Genomic DNA, 17,721 nt, shown 5'->3' on the forward strand with positions numbered 1-17,721 from the left:
AGGATAATTTATGTCTGTCAGAATACCGAAAGATGAAAGTAGAACATTTGAACAAGTTAAAGAGCACTATGAAATAGAGAAAGAGTTAGCAAGCAAGTTGCTAAATTCTAATAGAGAGGATAGACAAAAATTATATACTGCCCTTTATGACCAGATGTTTAAGCAAGTTCCGCATCATCCGCAACTAATTCGCAAGGCTGATTTTAAAGCTTCTGCTAAAGAAGTAGCTCGAAAGATGAGATTGATAGTTAAATATTTGCACGATGACTCCACTTTTTTAGAAGTGGGCCCTGGAGATTGTATGTTATCGCTTGAAGTAGCTAAACGAGTGAAAAAAGTTTATGCAGTTGATGTATCTCAAGAAATCACTAAAAACTCAACTCTTCCCCAAAACTTCGAGCTGATAATTTGTGATGGCTGCAATATTCCTGTAACTAAAAATACGGTTACTGTTGCTTACAGTAATCAGTTGATGGAACATTTACATCCTGAAGATGCCTTTGACCAACTTTATAGTATTTATAAATTGCTTGCTCCTGGTGGTATTTATATTTGTATTACACCAAATCGGCTGACTGGGCCACACGATGTTTCTAAGTACTTTGACGAAGTCGCCACAGGATTTCATTTAAAGGAATATACTCACACTGATTTATCTAGTCTATTAAGTGCAGTTGGATTTTCAAAAATGACGGCTTATATTGGTGGTAAAGGAATTTATATAAAATTTCCATTAATTTTGATTAAAGGTTTAGAAAAGGTTCTCAGTCTAATGCCGTTTTCGTTAAGAAAAAAACTAGCTGATACACTGCCAATTAAAGCTTTATTAGGGGTAATACTCGTAGCAAAGAAATAAAGTAGAAAATTATCCTTAATAACCTCCATAACTAAATAAGATTAATTCAAAGCTACTGGGTAGTCTGAAAAATTTAACTTCTTTGACGTTGCCCATTTATCATACTTGAATTGTAGCAGTATGCCTCAAGTTTCTGTAATTATTCCAGCCTTTAATGCCATGCCTTATCTCCCAGAAACTGTGGAGGGTGTTTTGCAGCAGACTTTTACTGATTTTGAAGTACTAATTGTTAACGATGGCAGTTCAGACCATACTGCACAGTGGGTTTCTCAGCTAGTAGATCCGCGAGTGAAACTGATTTCGCAAGCAAACCAAGGTTTATCTGGAGCACGTAATACAGGTATTACTCATGCTCAAGGAGAGTATCTAGCTTTTCTAGATGCTGACGACCTCTGGGAAGCAACCAAGTTAGAAAAACAGGTACACTCGCTGGAATATAACCCAACAGTAGGTCTAGTTTATACTTGGTCGGCTTTAGTCGATCATACGGGGAAATCTACAGGGAGAGTATTTGCATATTGTGCCGAGAATGATGCGTGGAAAAAGCTGATCGAGGAAAACATAGTTGGGTGCGGAAGTGCGGCTATGGTTCGTCGCTGCTGTTTTGAAACTGTCGGGGTATTTGACAGAAATTTACGCTCTGCTGAAGATTGGGATATGTGGATTCGCATTGCTTCTCGTTATCCGTTTGCAGTAATAAAAGAACCTTTGGTTCAATATCGACAGCATTCCAGCAGTATGTCTAAAAACTGGCAAGTGATGGAACAAGCTTTTCGTATAGTGATTGAGAAAGCATTCCAGTCAGTACCGCCAGAACTGATGTATTTAAAAAACCGCAGCTATGGTTATATAAATCTCTGTTCAGCTTGGAAAGCTTTGCAAAGTAGCGATCGCGATTATAAGCTAGCAATTCATTTTCGCGCCGCAGCTATTACCCACTACCCTCAGTTACGCTTCTCCAAAGAATATATTCGCCTAAGCTTGGCGATCGCGGTAATGCGACGGCTCGGAACTGACAATTACGGGAAATTGCTGGCGCTGGTTTACGCTCTACGTCGCCTTACATTCCAACTTATACATTAAGTCATACATTTTCTAAGATGCGAGCGCAAACACGGCGTAAGCATACTTGAAATAATCTGGCTTTCACCCGTCGCGGCTTCCCTTTAGACTATGCCTAAAGTTTCTGTTATTATTCCTGCTTACAATGCTGAACAAACTATCACCCGTCGTGGCTTCCCTTTAGACTATGCCTAAAGTTTCTGTTATTATTCCTGCTTACAATGCTGAACAAACTATTAGGGAAACCATAGCATCTGTTCAACAACAAACTTTTCAGGATTTTGAGTTAATTGTAATTAATGATGGCTCAAAAGACAGGACTGGAGAAATAGTTCAGAGTATCAAAGATGAGCGATTGCAGATTTTTTCCTATGAAAATGGTGGGCTTCCAGTAGCTCGTAATCGCGGTATCTCTCATGCCAATGGTGAATTTATTGCCTTTCTTGATGCTGATGATTTATGGACAACCGATAAGCTGGAACGACAATTGATGGTCTTGGAACAGAATCCAGGAGCAGGAGTTGCTTATAGCTGGACTTGCTTCATGGATGTAGATAAGCAAGGAAAACCTTTATCCTTTCTGCCATCACCTAAATATTCTTTTGCAGGCAATGTTTATGAAAAGTTATTAGTTAGCGATTTTATTCACAGTGGTTCAAATACCCTAGTACGTCAGCAAGCAATTGATTCAGTGGGAGAGTTTGATCCGACACTGAAATCTTGCGAAGACTGGGATTATTGGCTGCGGCTAGCGGCTCGTTGGCATTTTGTCGTAGTACCTAAATACCAGATACTCTATCGTCGAACACCTGGGGCAATGTCATCTAAAGTTGAGGTGATGAAAGAAGCTTCTCTCATTGCGATGGAAAAGGCATATCAAGCAGCGCCTCCAGAACTTCAATATCTAAAAAGGTATACCTTCACTAGCTTTCATATTTATTGTGCCAATCTATATTTGCAACATTGTACTAATCTTGGTGGAGCAAGGCTTGCTCGGCAACACTTATGGTCAGCTATCCGCCTAAACCCTAAAACTGTACTAGATAAAACAACTCAAAAATTATTCATCAAGCTGCTTTTGCAGTTAGTTCTGCCAATTAAAGTTGCTAATTATTTTTTGCAGTTGATCAAAAAACCTCTTGCTTTAGAAGATCCGAGGTTAGAAGTATGAACAAGTTCTCTAGTTTAGAAATTACCAAGCAGCATGATAGAAATGAAAGAGAGTTATCTTATTTGAGTAACTCCTCAGAGCCTACGATCGCCTTACTGCATTGTTACGATTTAATTGATGATTTTTTAGATAGCATCAACATTTCTTTCGAGACTTTCTGTAAGGAGTTTGTCGGTAGCTGGATGTTTGGCTACATCAATGCTCTCAAACAAGTCGGTGTCAGGACGGTACTATTTTGCATTTCTGCTCGTGTCGATCAACCATCGCGTTTTACTCATGTACCTACTGGTGCCTTGATTTGCGTGCTGCCTCCTTCTGGCATTTATAATGTTTATCGTGCTGTGCGGCGTAATTTGCTGAATCTTTATGGTGCCAGGGAGGCGCAATCTTTTAAAGACATTCAGGATGACAGTACAATCCGCCGTTCCCTACTTACACCCGTTAAGGATTTAGCTAAGAGCTTAGGAACTTACCTATCTACACCTTTGGGATCATTAGCTCGCGAACTGCGGCGTGAGAACTGTCAAGCGATATTGTGTCAAGAGTATGAGTATGCTCGCTTTGACAGTTGTGTACTTCTAGGGCAATTGATGCACCTACCAGTATTTGCGACTTTCCAAGGAGGCGATCGCACCCAAAGCTTTCTGGAAGTTCTTATACGAAATCTGGCGTTTCGTGCCTGCACAGGTGCGATCGTTGCAACGCAAACTGAGATTGGACGAATCCAATCTCGTTACGGGATACCCTCTAGCAAAATAGCTCGTATTTTCAATCCAGTAGATGTAGCAGCTTGGCAGCCAAGCGATCGCACTGAGGCACGAGCAGTACTTGGTATTCCCCTTAAGGCTAAGGTGGTTGTATGGCATGGACGAGTTGAGATAGAGCGCAAAGGACTAGATATCTTATTGGAGGCTTGGCAGCAAATGTGCAATGAGCGTCCTGGAAAAGACTTACGACTGCTAGTAGTGGGAACGGGCAGCGATGCCGAGCAATTGCGCCAGCGTATTGCCACCATGCAGCTAAAGGGTGTGATATGGGTCAATAAATTTGTGAGCGATCGCAATATTATTCAGCAATACCTTTCAGCAGCTAACGTTTATACTTTACCTTCCCGACAAGAAGGCTTTCCCGTAGCACCGATTGAAGCAATGGCCTGTGGCCTGCCTGTCGTAGCTGCTGATGCTCTTGGTGTATCCGACATTCTTGATGGGGGCGAAGTTTCCGGTGGAATAGTCGTGCCACGCGAAGATTCAACAGCACTGGCGCTAGCGCTTGGTCGGATTTTGGATGATGAAGCTTGGGGGCGTGAGTTGGGCAAGCGTGCTAGATGTCGAGTAGAGAGTTGCTTTTCGCCTGAGACTGTTGGTAAGCAACTGCGTGATGTTCTGCTGACTCAGAGCTTGCAAAACAATGATGTAATTGTAATATACCCGTATTCTGATGCTAATAAATAAGCTCAAACAGATATCATCCGATCACTTTATTCGCAATGTTGGCTGGCTGGCAGGAGCAGAGTTAGTAAATCGTATCTTCCGCTTAGGAACAACAGTTACTCTAGCTCGTATATTCAGCCCCCAAGACTACGGGCTAATGGCAATCATTTATACCATTTTTGACTTTGCGACCGTTCTCACCCTCAGAGGTGGAATTGGAGCAAAGATTGTTCAAGCTGATGAACAAGATGTCAAGACTCTATGCAATACATCCTATTGGTTGAACTGGATACTCTGTGGGTCAATTTTTATTATTCAGTGTATTGCTGCCTTTCCAATTTCTCAATTTTACGGAAATAATCAGTTAATTCTTCCTATCTGTACCCAGGCTTTAGTCTACTTAATGTTTCCGATTTTTATGGTTCATTTGGCAATGATTGAACGAGAAAATCGGCTAAAAGCAATAGCATTATGCAATGCCACACAGTCACTACTCAGCAATATCATTATTGTAATTCTAGTAATTTTAGGTTTGAGGGTATGGGCAATAGTTTGGTCTATGGTTCTGACAACTCCAGTCTGGATTGTCATTAGCTGGATGAATCATTCTTGGCGACCTCCAAAATCCTTTAAATTAGAGCGATGGCAGGAGATTCTCAATTTTGGCAAAAATCTACTCGGTGCTGAGTTTTTGAGTAAACTAAGGGGAAACTTAGATTACTTAATTATCGGCAGATTTCTGGGTGTCGATGCATTAGGAATATACTATTTTGCCTTCAATGCTGGATTAGGAATAACTATGAATGTTATCAATACATTTATGGTGGCTTTATTTCCCCATATTTGTGCTTTTCGTGCAGATTACATCCAGTTAAAAAAAAGCTATTTTAGCAGTCTTAAAAAAGTTTCATTAGTTGTAATACCTTTGATTATCTTACAATCTCTTTTGGCTCCAGTTTATGTTCCAATCATATTTGGTCAAAAGTGGATAACAGCAGTCCCAATTTTAATCATGGTCTGTCTTTCGGTTTTACCTCGAACCTATAACTGGGCTTCTTCTATATTACTAAATGCTGTCAATAAAACTCATATTACGCTTTATCTAGACTTAATTTTTACCACAATATTTGCAGTTTCCATACTCATAGCAGTTAATTGGGGAATATTTTGGGTAGCCGCAGCAGTTTTGATTTCTCATTTACTAATATTACCTGCTTTTACGATCTGGACTCACCAATATGTATTTAATAAATACGTATTTTCTACTAATTTTATGGATAATTAATAGTTAAATACCAATTTAATAGACTGCGTAATCGGAAATTACGAAAGCCATATTCAAGTCTTTTAATTAACTTTCTCTTGTCTAATTCATGCAACAAAGCTATGGCGAACAATATTTTGGTTACTGGCACAGCGGGTTTTATCGGTCGCTATGTTGTCCGGCATTTTTCAGAATTAGGTTGGTCGGTGATTGGTATTGATAGTTCTCAGTCTGAGAACGCACCCCTGGCGAATTTGGCAGCTTACTATACAGTAAAATTGCCTAATCCACTGTTGAGTGAGATTATGCAAAAGCACCGCCCCGATGTGTGTATTCACTGTGCGGGTCGTGCTGCACCAAGCTTATCCATGTCGGAGCCAACGCCTGATTTCTATACTAATACTGTTGTCACTTATGAAGTTTTGAATGCTCTCCGTTTAGCCGTGCCGGGTTGTCGGTTCATTTACCTTTCCAGTGCAGCAGTTTATGGTAATCCGGGGTTACTTCCAATCAGCGAAACTCAAATTCCAGCGCCCCTTTCTCCTTATGGCTTTCACAAGTTACAAGGTGAGACGCTATGCAAGGAATTTTCACAGATATATGGGTTGCCAACTGCTAGCGTGAGAATATTTTCAGCCTATGGACCAGGGCTACGTCGTCAGGTGTTATGGGATATTTGCCAGAAAATAATAAGTGGAAGAACATTGGTTCTTCAGGGTACAGGATATGAAAGCCGTGACTTTGTTCATGCTCTAGACATTGCTAAGGCCTTTAGAGTGATTGCTTGTGATGCACTGATGCAAGGTGAGGTTTATAACCTAGCTAGCGGGCGAGAGGTAACAATTAGAGAACTTGTTACCTCAATTTCAAACTCTCTAGAGTCTAATTGCATACCTCAGTTTGATGGCGTAGTTCCTTCTGGAACACCGTTGAATTGGAAGGCAGATATCTCAAAACTAGAAGAATTGGGATTTACCACTTCTGTTGCATTGGAACGTGGTGTTAAAACCTTTGCAAATTGGTGTCTTGCAGAGTTAGTGGGTGTATGACAGAGATTGCTTATTTCCCCATAACTACAAATACATAGATATAGCAGTTGACAGGGCGGCTACGACATTGAGGATTCATGTAAGTCTTAACAGTTAAGCATTCTCTCTCTGAATTCTGACTTCGGCTATAGATTATTTCTGAATTAGGAACCTAGATTTGATGAACCAGGCAAGAAAGAAAATACTATTTCATCTACCAGTACCACTTACGCCTTTACATTATGGCTCTCAGCGTAGGATTTTAGGGATGCTGAAATATTTCAATAATCGAAAAGATTCTATCAGTATAGATGTTGTTGCAGCCAATCAGTTTAGAGATACATGGGTCAATCCAAGATGGGGCGTAGAACAAACGCAAGAAGCTCTAAAATTTGTAGATAATGTATTCGTATACGAAGGCAGATACAATTTGTATGATCAGTTATCGAGTCGCAGCAAATCTTTGTACTATAACAAATTACTAGGCGAAGAAATACCTGTTGATTCAGATTACTATGCTCCTCCAGGCTATGTGAAATTTGTTAATAATTTAGTTAATCGGAACGCATATGACTTTATATGGATCAATACCTTAAATTTTGCTCATTTAGCAGCAGATATTAAATCCCCTTTAACTCCTCACACTATAATTGATACTCATGATATTTGCTGTAGACTGCATGCGATGATCAAAGACCGTTCTACTTTTAATGGTTTGAAGTTTGATTATGAATCAAATTTTATAAAGGAAGTAATTTTACTGGACAAATTTAATACTATTATCTCTGACTCTAATTATGAATTCTCTATTCTTGCAACACACTTGCCATCCCACAAAATGCAATCAATTCCCCATCCAGTTGATAGCCTCATATATAATTCAGAGCAAGTGACATATCAAGATAGAACTTTCAAGTATGACTTATTATTTGTTGGTAATCATAATCCACCTAATGAAGATGGAATTAAATTCTTTCTAAATTCTATTTTTCCCCTTGTTGTGCAAGCTAGACCAAACATTCAACTAGCCATAGCAGGTAAGATTTGTGAATATATTCAAGTTGATGCAAACTACAGTAAAAATGTTAAATTGTTGGGATATGTTCCAGACCTTTCAGAACTTCATTTGCAGTCCAAATTATTCATTTGCCCTCTGCTAACTGGAGCCGGAACGAAAGTCAAGATTATAGAAGCAATGTCTTACTCATTACCTATTGTAACTACCCATGTCTGTGCTTCGGCTCTATTTTTGCAGGATGGTATTAATGCTTTAATTAATGACAATCCAGTCCAATTTGCAAATCATATTCTAAGTTTACTAACAGATTTCCACTTCGCTACTAAGCTTTCGCGGGAAGTAAAAATAACCTTTGAGCAGGAATACTCAACACCAGCGATTTATTTAAAGCTTGATGAAATGTTTGGCATTAATAATTTTTTGTAGTTTAAAAGCAAGACCTCATTTAAGGATTGTAAGGACGGACAAATTCTAAGCAGAATGGAATTTGCTGAACTCATTCTTTCAGATTGACACCGATCTCCCAAATTTTAATTTTACTATTGAGTCTATGCCTCAAATACTCAAACATAATGAAATAGTTAGTCAGGAGTTGTCACTTACGAACGCTAAACCGCAGCCAACAATTGCCTTACTGCCCTGTTGTGACCTATTCGAGGACTTTTTCGACACGATCGGAATGTCGCTTGAGACATATTGCAAAGAGTTGACTGGCGGCTGGCAGTTTAACTACATTGAGTCTCTTCAACTAGTTGGTGTACGAACAGTTATCTTCTTCTTCTCAGCCCATGTTTCTGAAACAACGCGCTTCCTGCACGTACCAACTGGCGCTACGATTTGTGTATTGCCTCCTTCGAGGGTTTATAGAGCCTATCGTACTGTTCGACGACAAGCAGGCAACATCTGGAAGAGGTGGAAAGGCAAGTCAAGTCAGGCCAATGCTACTGGGAGTATTCAGGTCAACAGCACTCAGAATACCCGCCCTTCCCTACTTCAAGTCCTAAAGGATGGAGTTCTGAGCTTAGGCTCTTACCTATCTACACCATTGGGGTTACTCATTCGCGAATTACGGCATCAGGGCTGTGATGCTATTTTATGTCAGGATTACGAATATGCCCGTTTTGACGTTTGCGTGCTTTTGGGAAAATTCATGCGCTTGCCAGTGTTTGCCACCTTCCAGGGAGGTGACAAGCTACCGAGTCCATTTGAGTACCCTTTTCGCTGGGTGTCATTGCGAGTCAGTTCAGGCTTAATTATTGCTTCGCAAATTGAGAGGCAGAGAGTACAAGCCTTTTATGGAGTTTCACCAACTAAATTAATACCGATTTTCAACCCAATGGACGTGACAACATGGCGGGCTAATGACCGCGATGAAGCTCGCTCTGCACTCGGTATTCCAAGCGATGCTCAGGTAGTGGCATATCATGGACGCATCCAGATATGGCAAAAAGGGCTGGATATCCTTCTAGAGGCTTGGGAGCAAATCTGCGATGAACGTCTTGGTAAAGACTTGCGGCTGTTACTGGTAGGAACTGGTAGCGATGCGAATGAATTGCATCAACGCATTGCAACCATGCAGCTAAAAGGCGTGATATGGATAGATGAATATGTACGCGATCGCAGCGCCATTCTGCAATACCTCTCAGCTGCCGATGTGTATACTCTTGCATCCCGGAAAGAAGGCTTTCCAGTAGCTCCTATTGAGGCAATGGCTTGTAATCTGCCTGTAGTAGCAGCAGATGTTGCAGGTATATCTGATATTCTCCAAGACGGTGAGGCGTCAGGTGGGCTAATCGTACCTCGTGAGAATGCGAAAGCCCTGGCATTAGCCCTTGGATGTGTCCTAGACGATCAAGCTTGGGGGCGTGAATTGGGCAAACTTGCTCGGCTTCGAGCAGAAGAGTGCTTTTCATTTGAAGTTATTGGCAAGCAACTCCGTGACACGCTCTTAAACTAGAGGACGCTGAACCGAGAATATTCTGGATGGGTACAGTGGTTCTTAATTTCTCATCAGTTATTTAATGATAAACAATTTTACAGGTTGTGTACAATTTATTGAAAAGCCAAATTATGCCAACTATATCTGTTGTTATTCCTGCATATAATGCTGAACATACAATTTTTGAAACTATCAAATCCGTTCGAGAACAAACATTTGCAGATTTTGAAATAATTGTCATAAATGATGGCTCCACAGACAATACTCTTGAGCTAGCCCAGAGTGTTCAGGATCAGCGCATCAAATTTTTCTCTTATGAAAATGGGGGACTTCCAGTCGCTCGTAATCGCGGTTTATCTCATTCTACTGGGGAGTTTATTGCATTTCTTGATGCTGATGATTTGTGGACTCCAGATAAATTAGAGCTACAACTAGCAGCTCTAAAACACCATCCAGAGGCAGGAGTTGCTTATAGCTGGACTTATTTTATGGATGAGCAAGGAAAATCTTCAATTCCTGGAGTTTCCATATTCTTTGAGGGTGATGTCCAGCCTAATTTATTAGTTAATAACTTTTTGGCTAGCGGTTCCAACCCATTAATTCGCCGACAGGCAATTGAATCTGTGGGAGGCTTTGATCCTGTCTGTGCAGGTTGTGCCGACTGGGATTATTGGCTGCGGTTATCAGTTTCTTGGAATTTTGTTGTAGTCCCGAAACATCAAATTTTTTATCGTCAATCTTCAAATTCAATGTCATTTACCAAAGTCAAACATATGGAGGATGATGGTCTTCTGGTCATTAAAAAAACATTTCAAACAGTTCCAGCAGAGCTTAAACATCTAAAAAAGCAAAGTTTAGCCTGGATCTATCAATATGTTACACAACAATATTTAAAGCAGGATAATAGCATCGATACGATCAATCAGGCTGGTCAAAAGCTATGGATGGCAATTTGTCTGCATCCGCAAATTTTATTACAAGATTACGCTCAAAGTCTTATTAGGTGGTTGATCAAGAAGTGGATAATAACACTGCTACAACAGGTACGACTTGCAAAGAGTAAAATGCTACTGTTGAGTAGCAAAGAGTAATGATATGCATGTCAAAAAAAGAGCCTTTCTGCTCTGTCTTTTAGGCTTTTAACATGATTACTCTGCCACCAGACCAAATTCGTCGTAACCCACCGCCAATTTAGTAGAAGCAAGTTTAGAAGCTAAATTTGCAGGATAAGTTTCAGTCCATTCTCAGCGAGACGCTACGCGTAGCTTGCTTAAGCAAAAAGGTACAAGGAATTCTCTCATTTAAAATTGAAGACCCCACAGATAAATCTTGGGCTTGAATAATGTTGCCTTACATTTTTTATTCTCCATAAATAAATTAAGTCGCAGCTCAATCCTTTTCTTTTTGGTCATATTTTTTTCTCCCCAAAGTCAGTCACAAAAGCGATCGCTCATGAATGGCTAGCTTGAAAGCGCTGAGTACCAAGCCATTTAATAGTACAAATGTATTTTAACTGTATCAAATATTCCATTTGCATAATTACTATTCAAATTGCCATATAAAAGATGCTATGTTACAAAATTGACTACAAATTATACATACGACCTTGATAAAGCCAGAATTGACACTTAAGTTTAATTTTCCTAAAATTAAATTTTTGCTTATTTCTCTATGCGTCTTTACTACAATACTTACTAGCAGTTTTCCCTACAGGGTAGATTCAGAGACACCCAAACCAATCAACTCTATTGAAACTATCATTTACGATATGCAACCACCTCACGAGGGCATACCACATGGGATTCCTTTGTACTGGAATTGGGCTACCGGGCCACGTTTAGGTAGTACTAATCCAGGTACTTTTACAGCAATGACAGCATGGGGACAATTATATGAAGCAGCCGAAGGTAACCCTGCAACTAACACCCGTGTGCAGATAAAAAATATTAAGGCTTACTATCTGAGTAAAACAGATAAAAAGTGGCATATTCTGCAAAGTTCTGTGATGGTAGAAGGGGCTGCCTATAGAGAAGATTTTTCCGGTAATGTTAGTAGAGGAGCAGATATTCGTTATGAATCTGACGGAAGTATCTCTGTCAAAGCAGGTAATGGTTACAACTTCCACTTTTGGCCACCTAGTCGTGCATCTATTAATCCCCTTGATGTGATGGGGATGTTTACCACAGTTCAAGCTCGACTTGTAGTAGATAATTTTAACAAGCCTGACGATCGCTCTAAAGCTCGCTACATTCTTAGTGGGGGGGGTGATTACTGGTTCAATTTAACTGCACGGTGGAATAAATTTGCTACTAATAAAGACTTTGGTATAGGGAAATTTAAGTACGTTCAAACCAACTGGCAGGCTTTCAATTTGATTACTCTGCCAGCAGACCAAATTCGTCGCAACCCACCGCCAATCCAGTAGTGACAAGTTAAGACAAAATTAGTTTTGTCAACAGTAATTATAGTTAGAATTTAACTTAAATAATGAGCACATCAGTGAGAAGTTAAGGTAATTGCACATTTGTCAAGAGGGTGTAGGGAAAGGGGATAGATCCAGCCTAGAGACTGCGTTTCGGAAATATTTAACCACGCCTAAGTCTTGATTCTCTGGAGCCGCAAAGTACTTAATCGGGTCATCCGCTTTGCCTTTCTCATTTGCGACACTAAAATGGTATAAACAATCGAATTATCATCTCCAAAGAAATGCGGTCAAATGGTAAAGCTAATTCATCAGCTACCGCATCTCCCAAATCAAGTAAGACAGCATAAAATAACCAAGTTGCCCACACCTGTAATTTGACACCATTAATAGAACCAGTCCACAGATAGCACAGTCCCAATAAACGTTTAACCGTATAAAAAGCAAGATTCAATTCTCCATCTTCTGCGATATAAATCTGCTACAACGTATGGTGGTAATATTTGTGGGTCGAGAACAGAAGTAATGTAAGAATAACAAGTTTTACCGACTTTGATTTCAATTAAACGTAAGGTAAGCATTGGTGCCCCACCACGAACAGTACCAAGTTGAATCAATCGGTCTTTAACAGAATGGTCATAACTGAAAATTTTTAAGTATTTAATGGATGCTTTCGCTTTTAAACGAGTAATACAGCACTTCCCGGTGTTAAGAGGTACAATAGCAGCAATTAGTAAACCAGTTTTTTAAATGTTGAGGATTTATTAAGTCGAGTGCAACTGAGATTACTGTGTCAACCATTTCTGTTGTAGTTGGAGCAAAAATGCGTAAAAAAGATTTGAGTTGTGACCACCATAACTCGATTCGATTAAAATCAGGAGAGTATGAGAATAAACAAATAACTTTTGCACCTACAGCTTCAATCATTGGTTCAATTAACGCTACTTTATGAGCAGATAAGTTATCCATAACGACTACTGCTCCTGTCCATAATTTAGGCGCTAAAAACTTCTCAATGAATACATCCATCAAATGCTTGGCTATCCATTGAGCCATTCATCGTCATTAATGCCACTAATTTTTTAATACTAATTGCTCCAATTACTGTGACTTTTGCGCCTCTGTAAAATGGTTTTTGGTCATAAGCTCTTGTTCCTTGTTGCGAACGCGCATGAGTTCTTGCCAGACCTAATAAAACTCCTGTTTCATCTAGAAATACTAAGTTATCTGGATCTATATCTCTGACCTGTTCCCAATCTTCTACTCTTAGTTTTTGGACTCTTTCTGTTGCTGCTTGACTACTCCGCAATGTTTTTTTTGCGATTTAATCCCAATTTTTGTAAGCAGCGGCACATCGCAGTTCGACTTACCCAATTTCCAGTCTTCGCTGCAAATAATTCACATAACTCTACTATTGTTGCATCATGATTCTCTACAACCAGTTCTCTTAACTCTACTTCAGCATTTGTGAGATGACTAAACTGCGGCATAACTCGCTGAAAAGGCTTGTAAATTCCCATCCACTTGTTGTTGCTTTACCAGCTTTTGGACTAAACTTTTGCTAACAGCAAATCTGATTGCCACTTTCCGAATTGATATTTTCTCGTTAATATATGCCGCAACTATTTTTTCTCGGAGATCGATTGAATATGCTTTCATGAAAAGATAATATTTTTATTCTTACTAACTATACCTTATAACAGCAGGAAGTGCTGTAAAGAAGTTACTCTTAAAATTTGAAAGTTTATTCTAATTTGTACTTATGAATACTCAAAAAATTTTTGATTTAAATAAACTTAGATGTGAAGTTGCTATGCAATAAGCTTTATAGGACTGGCAACTACAGCTTAAAACTTATGGTATTGAATGTCCTAGTGTCCTAGGTGCAATTCCACTCGGCTTGTGAAACTTGGTAGATCCAATGACGTACAAAAATATCTATGTAATGACTGCGATCGCTCTTTTCAAGAAAGACCACGCTTTGTATGTGAATGTTTAATTCCAGGTTATCAGCTAAATTGTCAGTCTTGTCCTCAATTCAAGGAGTTTTTAGGTCTGGTCAAGCAAAAGATGAATGAATTGCGTTTTTTGAGCTTTCAGGAGTTACAAAGCCTCAAATCTTCTTATACCGTAGCTGAAACACTTGATTAATATAGTTGCTCAAGTACAATTTGTTACCAAATTTTTTGAAGTCGCTGCATAAAACTTAATTCTTCAACAGGGTTGCATATCCTCACAAAATTTTTGCAACACAACTACTTTTCTACCGTAAAACTGCCACATTGCTCTATCTCAACTGCTTCAGACCTTTTTTACCTCTTCACTTCCTATATCTAAACTACTTTTGAAATTTTGTTGTCTCAAAACATTCTTATCTCAAGCGACTAGTTTGCGATGAACAAAAAAAATTTCAACTTTCGCTATTCTCAAATCAACGAACAATGATGCTTATGGTTTACGAATCTTGGTCACAAGTGGTAATTCGCACAGTTATGGAATGGGAAAAACGTAAAGCCGAGCTAAAATCTACCTCGGCTATTCCAGAACAAAAAACAAAGTCCAAACACAAAACTGCCTAGTAACGGTACTCAATGGCTGTAACAAACTTCCCATCTACGCATATCTTTTTGATGCAGCCGTTGAGTATTGCTCGTTTATCTTGAGCTTCAAGTTCTTGCCAGTAACTTTTATTAGAAAAAGCCTGTATAATTCGTTCCTTAGCAATAAGGGATTGTTTGGATGCATTATTTGTTGTTCCCAGAGCGATCGCAATCTGTTCTTTGAGGTCATTTTTTATTTGTTCGATTGCTGAACTGGGTGGCAACGTTTCCAGAGTATTCAGCGATGCGCGAAGAGTTTTTACTTCTGGGGCTTCCTCCACAACAGGTTGCTCATCTGTTTCAACCAAGTTCGCTAACCGTTCAGCTTCTTCTGCTAAGAAATTTACCACTTGGATGTCTAATATTTTTGATGAAATCATATTTTTATTGCTACAGTTGCCAGCTTTATACAAACGGCACTGAAAATAATAGATAGCTTGCCCATCCTTATTTACCCGTTTTGCATGGCGCGTCATTGAACCTCCACAATGAGCACATTTGATTAAATTAGAAAACGGGTTTACTTCGTTATCGTCTCTTGAAGCCCATCGGTTATGTCGATTGCCTCGGATAATCTGTTTTATTTGTTCGTGTTCGGCGCAGGTAATGATTGCCTCATCGTCGTGGGTTCCCCATTTTACCTTCCACTCATCAAAATGTTTTCGCTTCCCCTTTGATTTAACGTAAGTATCAAAAGGCAAGCCTCCTGCGTAAACAGGGTTTACTAATAATGCTTTTAAGCCTGCAATTGACCATCTCAGCCCAGACCACGGATAACGCAAGGGGTGATTAGCTTTATTTGGTGTAAATACAATTTTATCTAAGTCGTCATCGTTGATAATCCGTGAAGTTGTTTCAGGCTTATTCCAAGCAAAAGCTTTTGTTTCTATACCAAAATCTGAGTGTAGCTTACGAACAGTAGCAGCTACTGAACCGCACTCAAAAAAAGTATTAAAAATATATCGAGCTAGGTCAGACACCATTAATTCTCTTTGCCCTTCCAACAAACAAACGCATGGTGAGTCATCGCGTACATATTTATCCTTATGGATACGATATCCCAATGGGGCAACTCGGTGACTTTTTCCTTGGTCTATTCTATGACGACGTTCACTCTTTAACCTCTCCGTCACCATTCTTACCTCAAATTTGGCAGCAGCAAGCAACATATCAATCGTTAATTCCCCGCCAAGACTCTCTGGGTCAACACCTTGATCTAGGGCTATTAGTTTAATTCCCTTGGAGCGCAATACCTCCAACAATGAATAAAACAAACGCGATGATGAGCCGATACGATCAATCCGGGTAAATTGAAGTGATTTTACCTTACCCTTTGAAGATGTCTTCAAGTCATTAATTAATTGTTGTAGTCCTTCCCTGACTTCGGTTGTCCGTGATTGAATATCCCAGTATACTTTTGAACATCCAGCATCCTGCAAGCGTTCTATTTGTTTACGCAACGCACCTTTATCTGTCTGCTGCTCCTCACCGCTAACTCTTGCGTAACCCCAATTTTCCATAACAACGCATTGACACAACCTTTATTATATTTGATAGCGGATACTGCTATTCCCAGAAATACTCGGAACAGTTACAAAAGCGCCAACCCCAAACAATGGCAGCAGAAGCTTAAATAATTCATAATTCTTAATTGAAGACAACAATGCAAAATAACTGCATCTATCTCGATAATAATGCCACCACTAAGGTAGACTCAGAAGTTATAGAGGTAATGCTACCTTACCTGACGGATTATTACGGCAATCCCTCCAGTATGCATACCTTTGGTGGGCAAGTCGGTAAAGCAGTAAGAACAGCAAGAGAACAACTTGCAGCCATCCTGGGAGCCGATGAGTCAGAAATTGTCTACACAAGTTGTGGAACTGAGGGAGATAACGCGGCGATTCGAGCCGCACTGTTGGCGCAACCAGAAAAGCGACATATCGTCACCACCCAAGTTGAACATCCAGCAGTCCTCAATGTCTGCAAACAATTAGAAACCCAAGGTTATAGTGTTACCTATCTTTCAGTAAATCATCAAGGGCAGCTGGATCTAGATGAACTAGAAGCTTCCTTGACGGGTAACACCGCCCTGGTGACAATTATGTATGCTAATAACGAAACCGGCACGATTTTCCCGATTGAACAAATTGGGTTGCGCGTCAAAGAATATGGTGCTATCTTCCATGTAGATGCGGTGCAAGCTGTGGGAAAAATTCCCTTGAATATGAAGACTAGCACCGTGGATATGTTAACCCTGTCTGGTCACAAGCTGCACGGGCCTAAAGGAATTGGTGCTTTATATATCCGGCGCGGAGTTCGGTTCCGTCCCTTTATTCTTGGGGGACACCAAGAACGCGGACGCAGGGCTGGAACAGAGAATGTTCCAGCAATTATCGCCTTGGGCAAAGCTGCGGAACTAGAACTGTTACACTTAGAAGAAGCGATCGCAAGAGAAAGAAAGCTGCGCGATCGCCTCGAACAAACTTTACTAGCTACAATTCCCGATTGTGTCGTTAACGGTGACGTTACGCAGAGATTGCCAAACACGACCAATATCGGCTTTAAGTACATCGAAGGTGAAGCAATTCTACTGTTATTGAACAAATACGGTATCTGTGCGTCATCCGGTTCTGCTTGCACCTCTGGTTCTCTGGAACCTTCCCACGTCCTGCGGGCAATGGGCTTACCCTACACAACTTTGCACGGTTCTATCCGCTTCAGTCTTTGTCGCTACACCACAGAAGCCGAAATCGATCGAGTAATAGAGGTAATGCCCAGTATTGTAGAACGTTTACGCGCCCTCTCACCCTTCAAAAATGATGATGCAGGTTGGTTGCAAGGACAAGAACAAGCACTAGCGCATCGTTAATTAAAGAGTAGGGAATAGGGAATAGGGAATTAACTATTCTCCACTCCCCACGGGCT

At 40.1% G+C, this 17,721-nt stretch carries 17 protein-coding genes and 1 pseudogene; 13 read left to right on the forward strand and 5 right to left on the reverse strand.

Annotated features, from left to right (window positions below; translation table 11 throughout):
* Positions 1–10: 10 nt before the first annotated feature.
* From V7K25_RS15020 to V7K25_RS15065, 10 genes are all read left to right on the forward strand, one after another.
* On the forward strand, positions 11–856 hold the full coding sequence (locus V7K25_RS15020; protein WP_335159171.1) for a class I SAM-dependent methyltransferase: 846 nt from the start codon (positions 11–13) through the stop codon (positions 854–856).
* A gap of 120 nt (positions 857–976) precedes the next feature.
* Complete coding sequence (locus tag V7K25_RS15025) at positions 977–1,939, forward strand: glycosyltransferase family 2 protein (RefSeq protein ID WP_335159173.1); 963 nt, start codon at positions 977–979, stop codon at positions 1,937–1,939.
* 166 nt (positions 1,940–2,105) lie between these two features.
* Positions 2,106–3,089, forward strand: a complete 984-nt coding sequence (locus tag V7K25_RS15030; protein WP_335159175.1) for a glycosyltransferase family 2 protein — start codon at positions 2,106–2,108, stop codon at positions 3,087–3,089.
* Positions 3,086–4,543, forward strand: a complete 1,458-nt coding sequence (locus V7K25_RS15035) for a glycosyltransferase family 4 protein (RefSeq protein WP_335159177.1) — start codon at positions 3,086–3,088, stop codon at positions 4,541–4,543. Before V7K25_RS15030 ends, V7K25_RS15035 begins: the two co-directional genes overlap by 4 nt.
* Positions 4,530–5,807 (forward strand): lipopolysaccharide biosynthesis protein, encoded by a 1,278-nt coding sequence (locus V7K25_RS15040; protein WP_335159179.1) that lies wholly within the window; start codon positions 4,530–4,532, stop codon positions 5,805–5,807. The genes V7K25_RS15035 and V7K25_RS15040 overlap by 14 nt, the downstream gene beginning before the upstream one ends.
* 101 nt (positions 5,808–5,908) lie before the next feature.
* On the forward strand, positions 5,909–6,835 hold the full coding sequence (locus V7K25_RS15045; RefSeq protein WP_335159181.1) for an NAD-dependent epimerase/dehydratase family protein: 927 nt from the start codon (positions 5,909–5,911) through the stop codon (positions 6,833–6,835).
* A 160-nt stretch (positions 6,836–6,995) separates the two neighbouring features.
* Positions 6,996–8,258: a glycosyltransferase gene (locus tag V7K25_RS15050; protein ID WP_335159183.1), complete on the forward strand. Its 1,263-nt coding sequence runs from the start codon at positions 6,996–6,998 to the stop codon at positions 8,256–8,258.
* A gap of 124 nt (positions 8,259–8,382) precedes the next feature.
* Positions 8,383–9,789, forward strand: coding sequence for a glycosyltransferase family 4 protein (locus tag V7K25_RS15055; RefSeq protein WP_335159185.1), 1,407 nt, complete (start codon positions 8,383–8,385; stop codon positions 9,787–9,789).
* Positions 9,790–9,902: 113 nt separating this feature from the next.
* Positions 9,903–10,862 (forward strand): glycosyltransferase family 2 protein, encoded by a 960-nt coding sequence (locus tag V7K25_RS15060; RefSeq protein ID WP_335159187.1) that lies wholly within the window; start codon positions 9,903–9,905, stop codon positions 10,860–10,862.
* A gap of 677 nt (positions 10,863–11,539) precedes the next feature.
* On the forward strand, positions 11,540–12,196 hold the full coding sequence (locus V7K25_RS15065) for a hypothetical protein (protein ID WP_335159189.1): 657 nt from the start codon (positions 11,540–11,542) through the stop codon (positions 12,194–12,196).
* 114 nt (positions 12,197–12,310) lie between these two features.
* Here V7K25_RS15065 and V7K25_RS15070 read toward each other — a convergent pair.
* The 4 genes and pseudogenes from V7K25_RS15070 to V7K25_RS15085 all read right to left on the reverse strand — a co-directional run.
* Positions 12,311–12,885, reverse strand: a pseudogene (locus V7K25_RS15070) (transposase); the annotation flags it as partial.
* A gap of 16 nt (positions 12,886–12,901) precedes the next feature.
* Positions 12,902–13,222, reverse strand: a complete 321-nt coding sequence (locus V7K25_RS15075) for a transposase (protein ID WP_335159191.1) — start codon at positions 13,220–13,222, stop codon at positions 12,902–12,904.
* Positions 13,206–13,502, reverse strand: coding sequence for a transposase (locus V7K25_RS15080; protein ID WP_335159193.1), 297 nt, complete (start codon positions 13,500–13,502; stop codon positions 13,206–13,208). The genes V7K25_RS15075 and V7K25_RS15080 overlap by 17 nt, the downstream gene beginning before the upstream one ends.
* A 167-nt stretch (positions 13,503–13,669) precedes the next feature.
* Positions 13,670–13,852: a hypothetical protein gene (locus V7K25_RS15085; RefSeq protein ID WP_335159195.1), complete on the reverse strand. Its 183-nt coding sequence runs from the start codon at positions 13,850–13,852 to the stop codon at positions 13,670–13,672.
* Positions 13,853–14,095: 243 nt separating this feature from the next.
* Here V7K25_RS15085 and V7K25_RS15090 point away from each other — a divergent pair, with 243 nt between their 5' ends.
* Together V7K25_RS15090 and V7K25_RS15095 are read left to right on the forward strand one after the other, a co-directional pair.
* Positions 14,096–14,344 carry a hypothetical protein gene (locus V7K25_RS15090; RefSeq protein WP_335159197.1) on the forward strand — a complete coding sequence of 83 codons (249 nt, stop codon included), beginning with the start codon at positions 14,096–14,098 and terminating at the stop codon, positions 14,342–14,344.
* A 290-nt stretch (positions 14,345–14,634) separates the two neighbouring features.
* Positions 14,635–14,772 (forward strand): hypothetical protein, encoded by a 138-nt coding sequence (locus V7K25_RS15095; RefSeq protein ID WP_335159199.1) that lies wholly within the window; start codon positions 14,635–14,637, stop codon positions 14,770–14,772.
* Here the strand turns inward: V7K25_RS15095 and xisF are convergent.
* Complete coding sequence (gene xisF / locus V7K25_RS15100) at positions 14,769–16,313, reverse strand: fdxN element excision recombinase XisF (protein WP_335159201.1); 1,545 nt, start codon at positions 16,311–16,313, stop codon at positions 14,769–14,771. The genes V7K25_RS15095 and xisF overlap by 4 nt on opposite strands.
* A 143-nt stretch (positions 16,314–16,456) precedes the next feature.
* On the opposite strand from xisF, the gene nifS reads away from it, so the two are divergent.
* On the forward strand, positions 16,457–17,665 hold the full coding sequence (gene nifS / locus V7K25_RS15105) for a cysteine desulfurase NifS (RefSeq protein WP_335159203.1): 1,209 nt from the start codon (positions 16,457–16,459) through the stop codon (positions 17,663–17,665).
* Positions 17,666–17,721 lie beyond the last annotated feature (56 nt).

Origin of the sequence: Nostoc sp. (genome assembly GCF_036919495.1) — a bacterium.
In the GTDB taxonomy this organism is placed as follows: domain Bacteria; phylum Cyanobacteriota; class Cyanobacteriia; order Cyanobacteriales; family Nostocaceae; genus Nostoc.

Coding starts and splice junctions, on each gene's coding strand:
- V7K25_RS15020 (WP_335159171.1), top strand. CDS start 11: ATGTCTGTCAGAATACCGAAAGATGAAAGTAGAACATTTGAACAAGTT.
- V7K25_RS15025 (WP_335159173.1), top strand. CDS start 977: ATGCCTCAAGTTTCTGTAATTATTCCAGCCTTTAATGCCATGCCTTAT.
- V7K25_RS15030 (WP_335159175.1), top strand. CDS start 2,106: ATGCCTAAAGTTTCTGTTATTATTCCTGCTTACAATGCTGAACAAACT.
- V7K25_RS15035 (WP_335159177.1), top strand. CDS start 3,086: ATGAACAAGTTCTCTAGTTTAGAAATTACCAAGCAGCATGATAGAAAT.
- V7K25_RS15040 (WP_335159179.1), top strand. CDS start 4,530: ATGCTAATAAATAAGCTCAAACAGATATCATCCGATCACTTTATTCGC.
- V7K25_RS15045 (WP_335159181.1), top strand. CDS start 5,909: ATGGCGAACAATATTTTGGTTACTGGCACAGCGGGTTTTATCGGTCGC.
- V7K25_RS15050 (WP_335159183.1), top strand. CDS start 6,996: ATGAACCAGGCAAGAAAGAAAATACTATTTCATCTACCAGTACCACTT.
- V7K25_RS15055 (WP_335159185.1), top strand. CDS start 8,383: ATGCCTCAAATACTCAAACATAATGAAATAGTTAGTCAGGAGTTGTCA.
- V7K25_RS15060 (WP_335159187.1), top strand. CDS start 9,903: ATGCCAACTATATCTGTTGTTATTCCTGCATATAATGCTGAACATACA.
- V7K25_RS15065 (WP_335159189.1), top strand. CDS start 11,540: ATGCAACCACCTCACGAGGGCATACCACATGGGATTCCTTTGTACTGG.
- V7K25_RS15075 (WP_335159191.1), bottom strand. CDS start 13,222: ATGGATGTATTCATTGAGAAGTTTTTAGCGCCTAAATTATGGACAGGA.
- V7K25_RS15085 (WP_335159195.1), bottom strand. CDS start 13,852: ATGAAAGCATATTCAATCGATCTCCGAGAAAAAATAGTTGCGGCATAT.
- V7K25_RS15095 (WP_335159199.1), top strand. CDS start 14,635: ATGATGCTTATGGTTTACGAATCTTGGTCACAAGTGGTAATTCGCACA.
- xisF (WP_335159201.1), bottom strand. CDS start 16,313: ATGGAAAATTGGGGTTACGCAAGAGTTAGCGGTGAGGAGCAGCAGACA.
- nifS (WP_335159203.1), top strand. CDS start 16,457: ATGCAAAATAACTGCATCTATCTCGATAATAATGCCACCACTAAGGTA.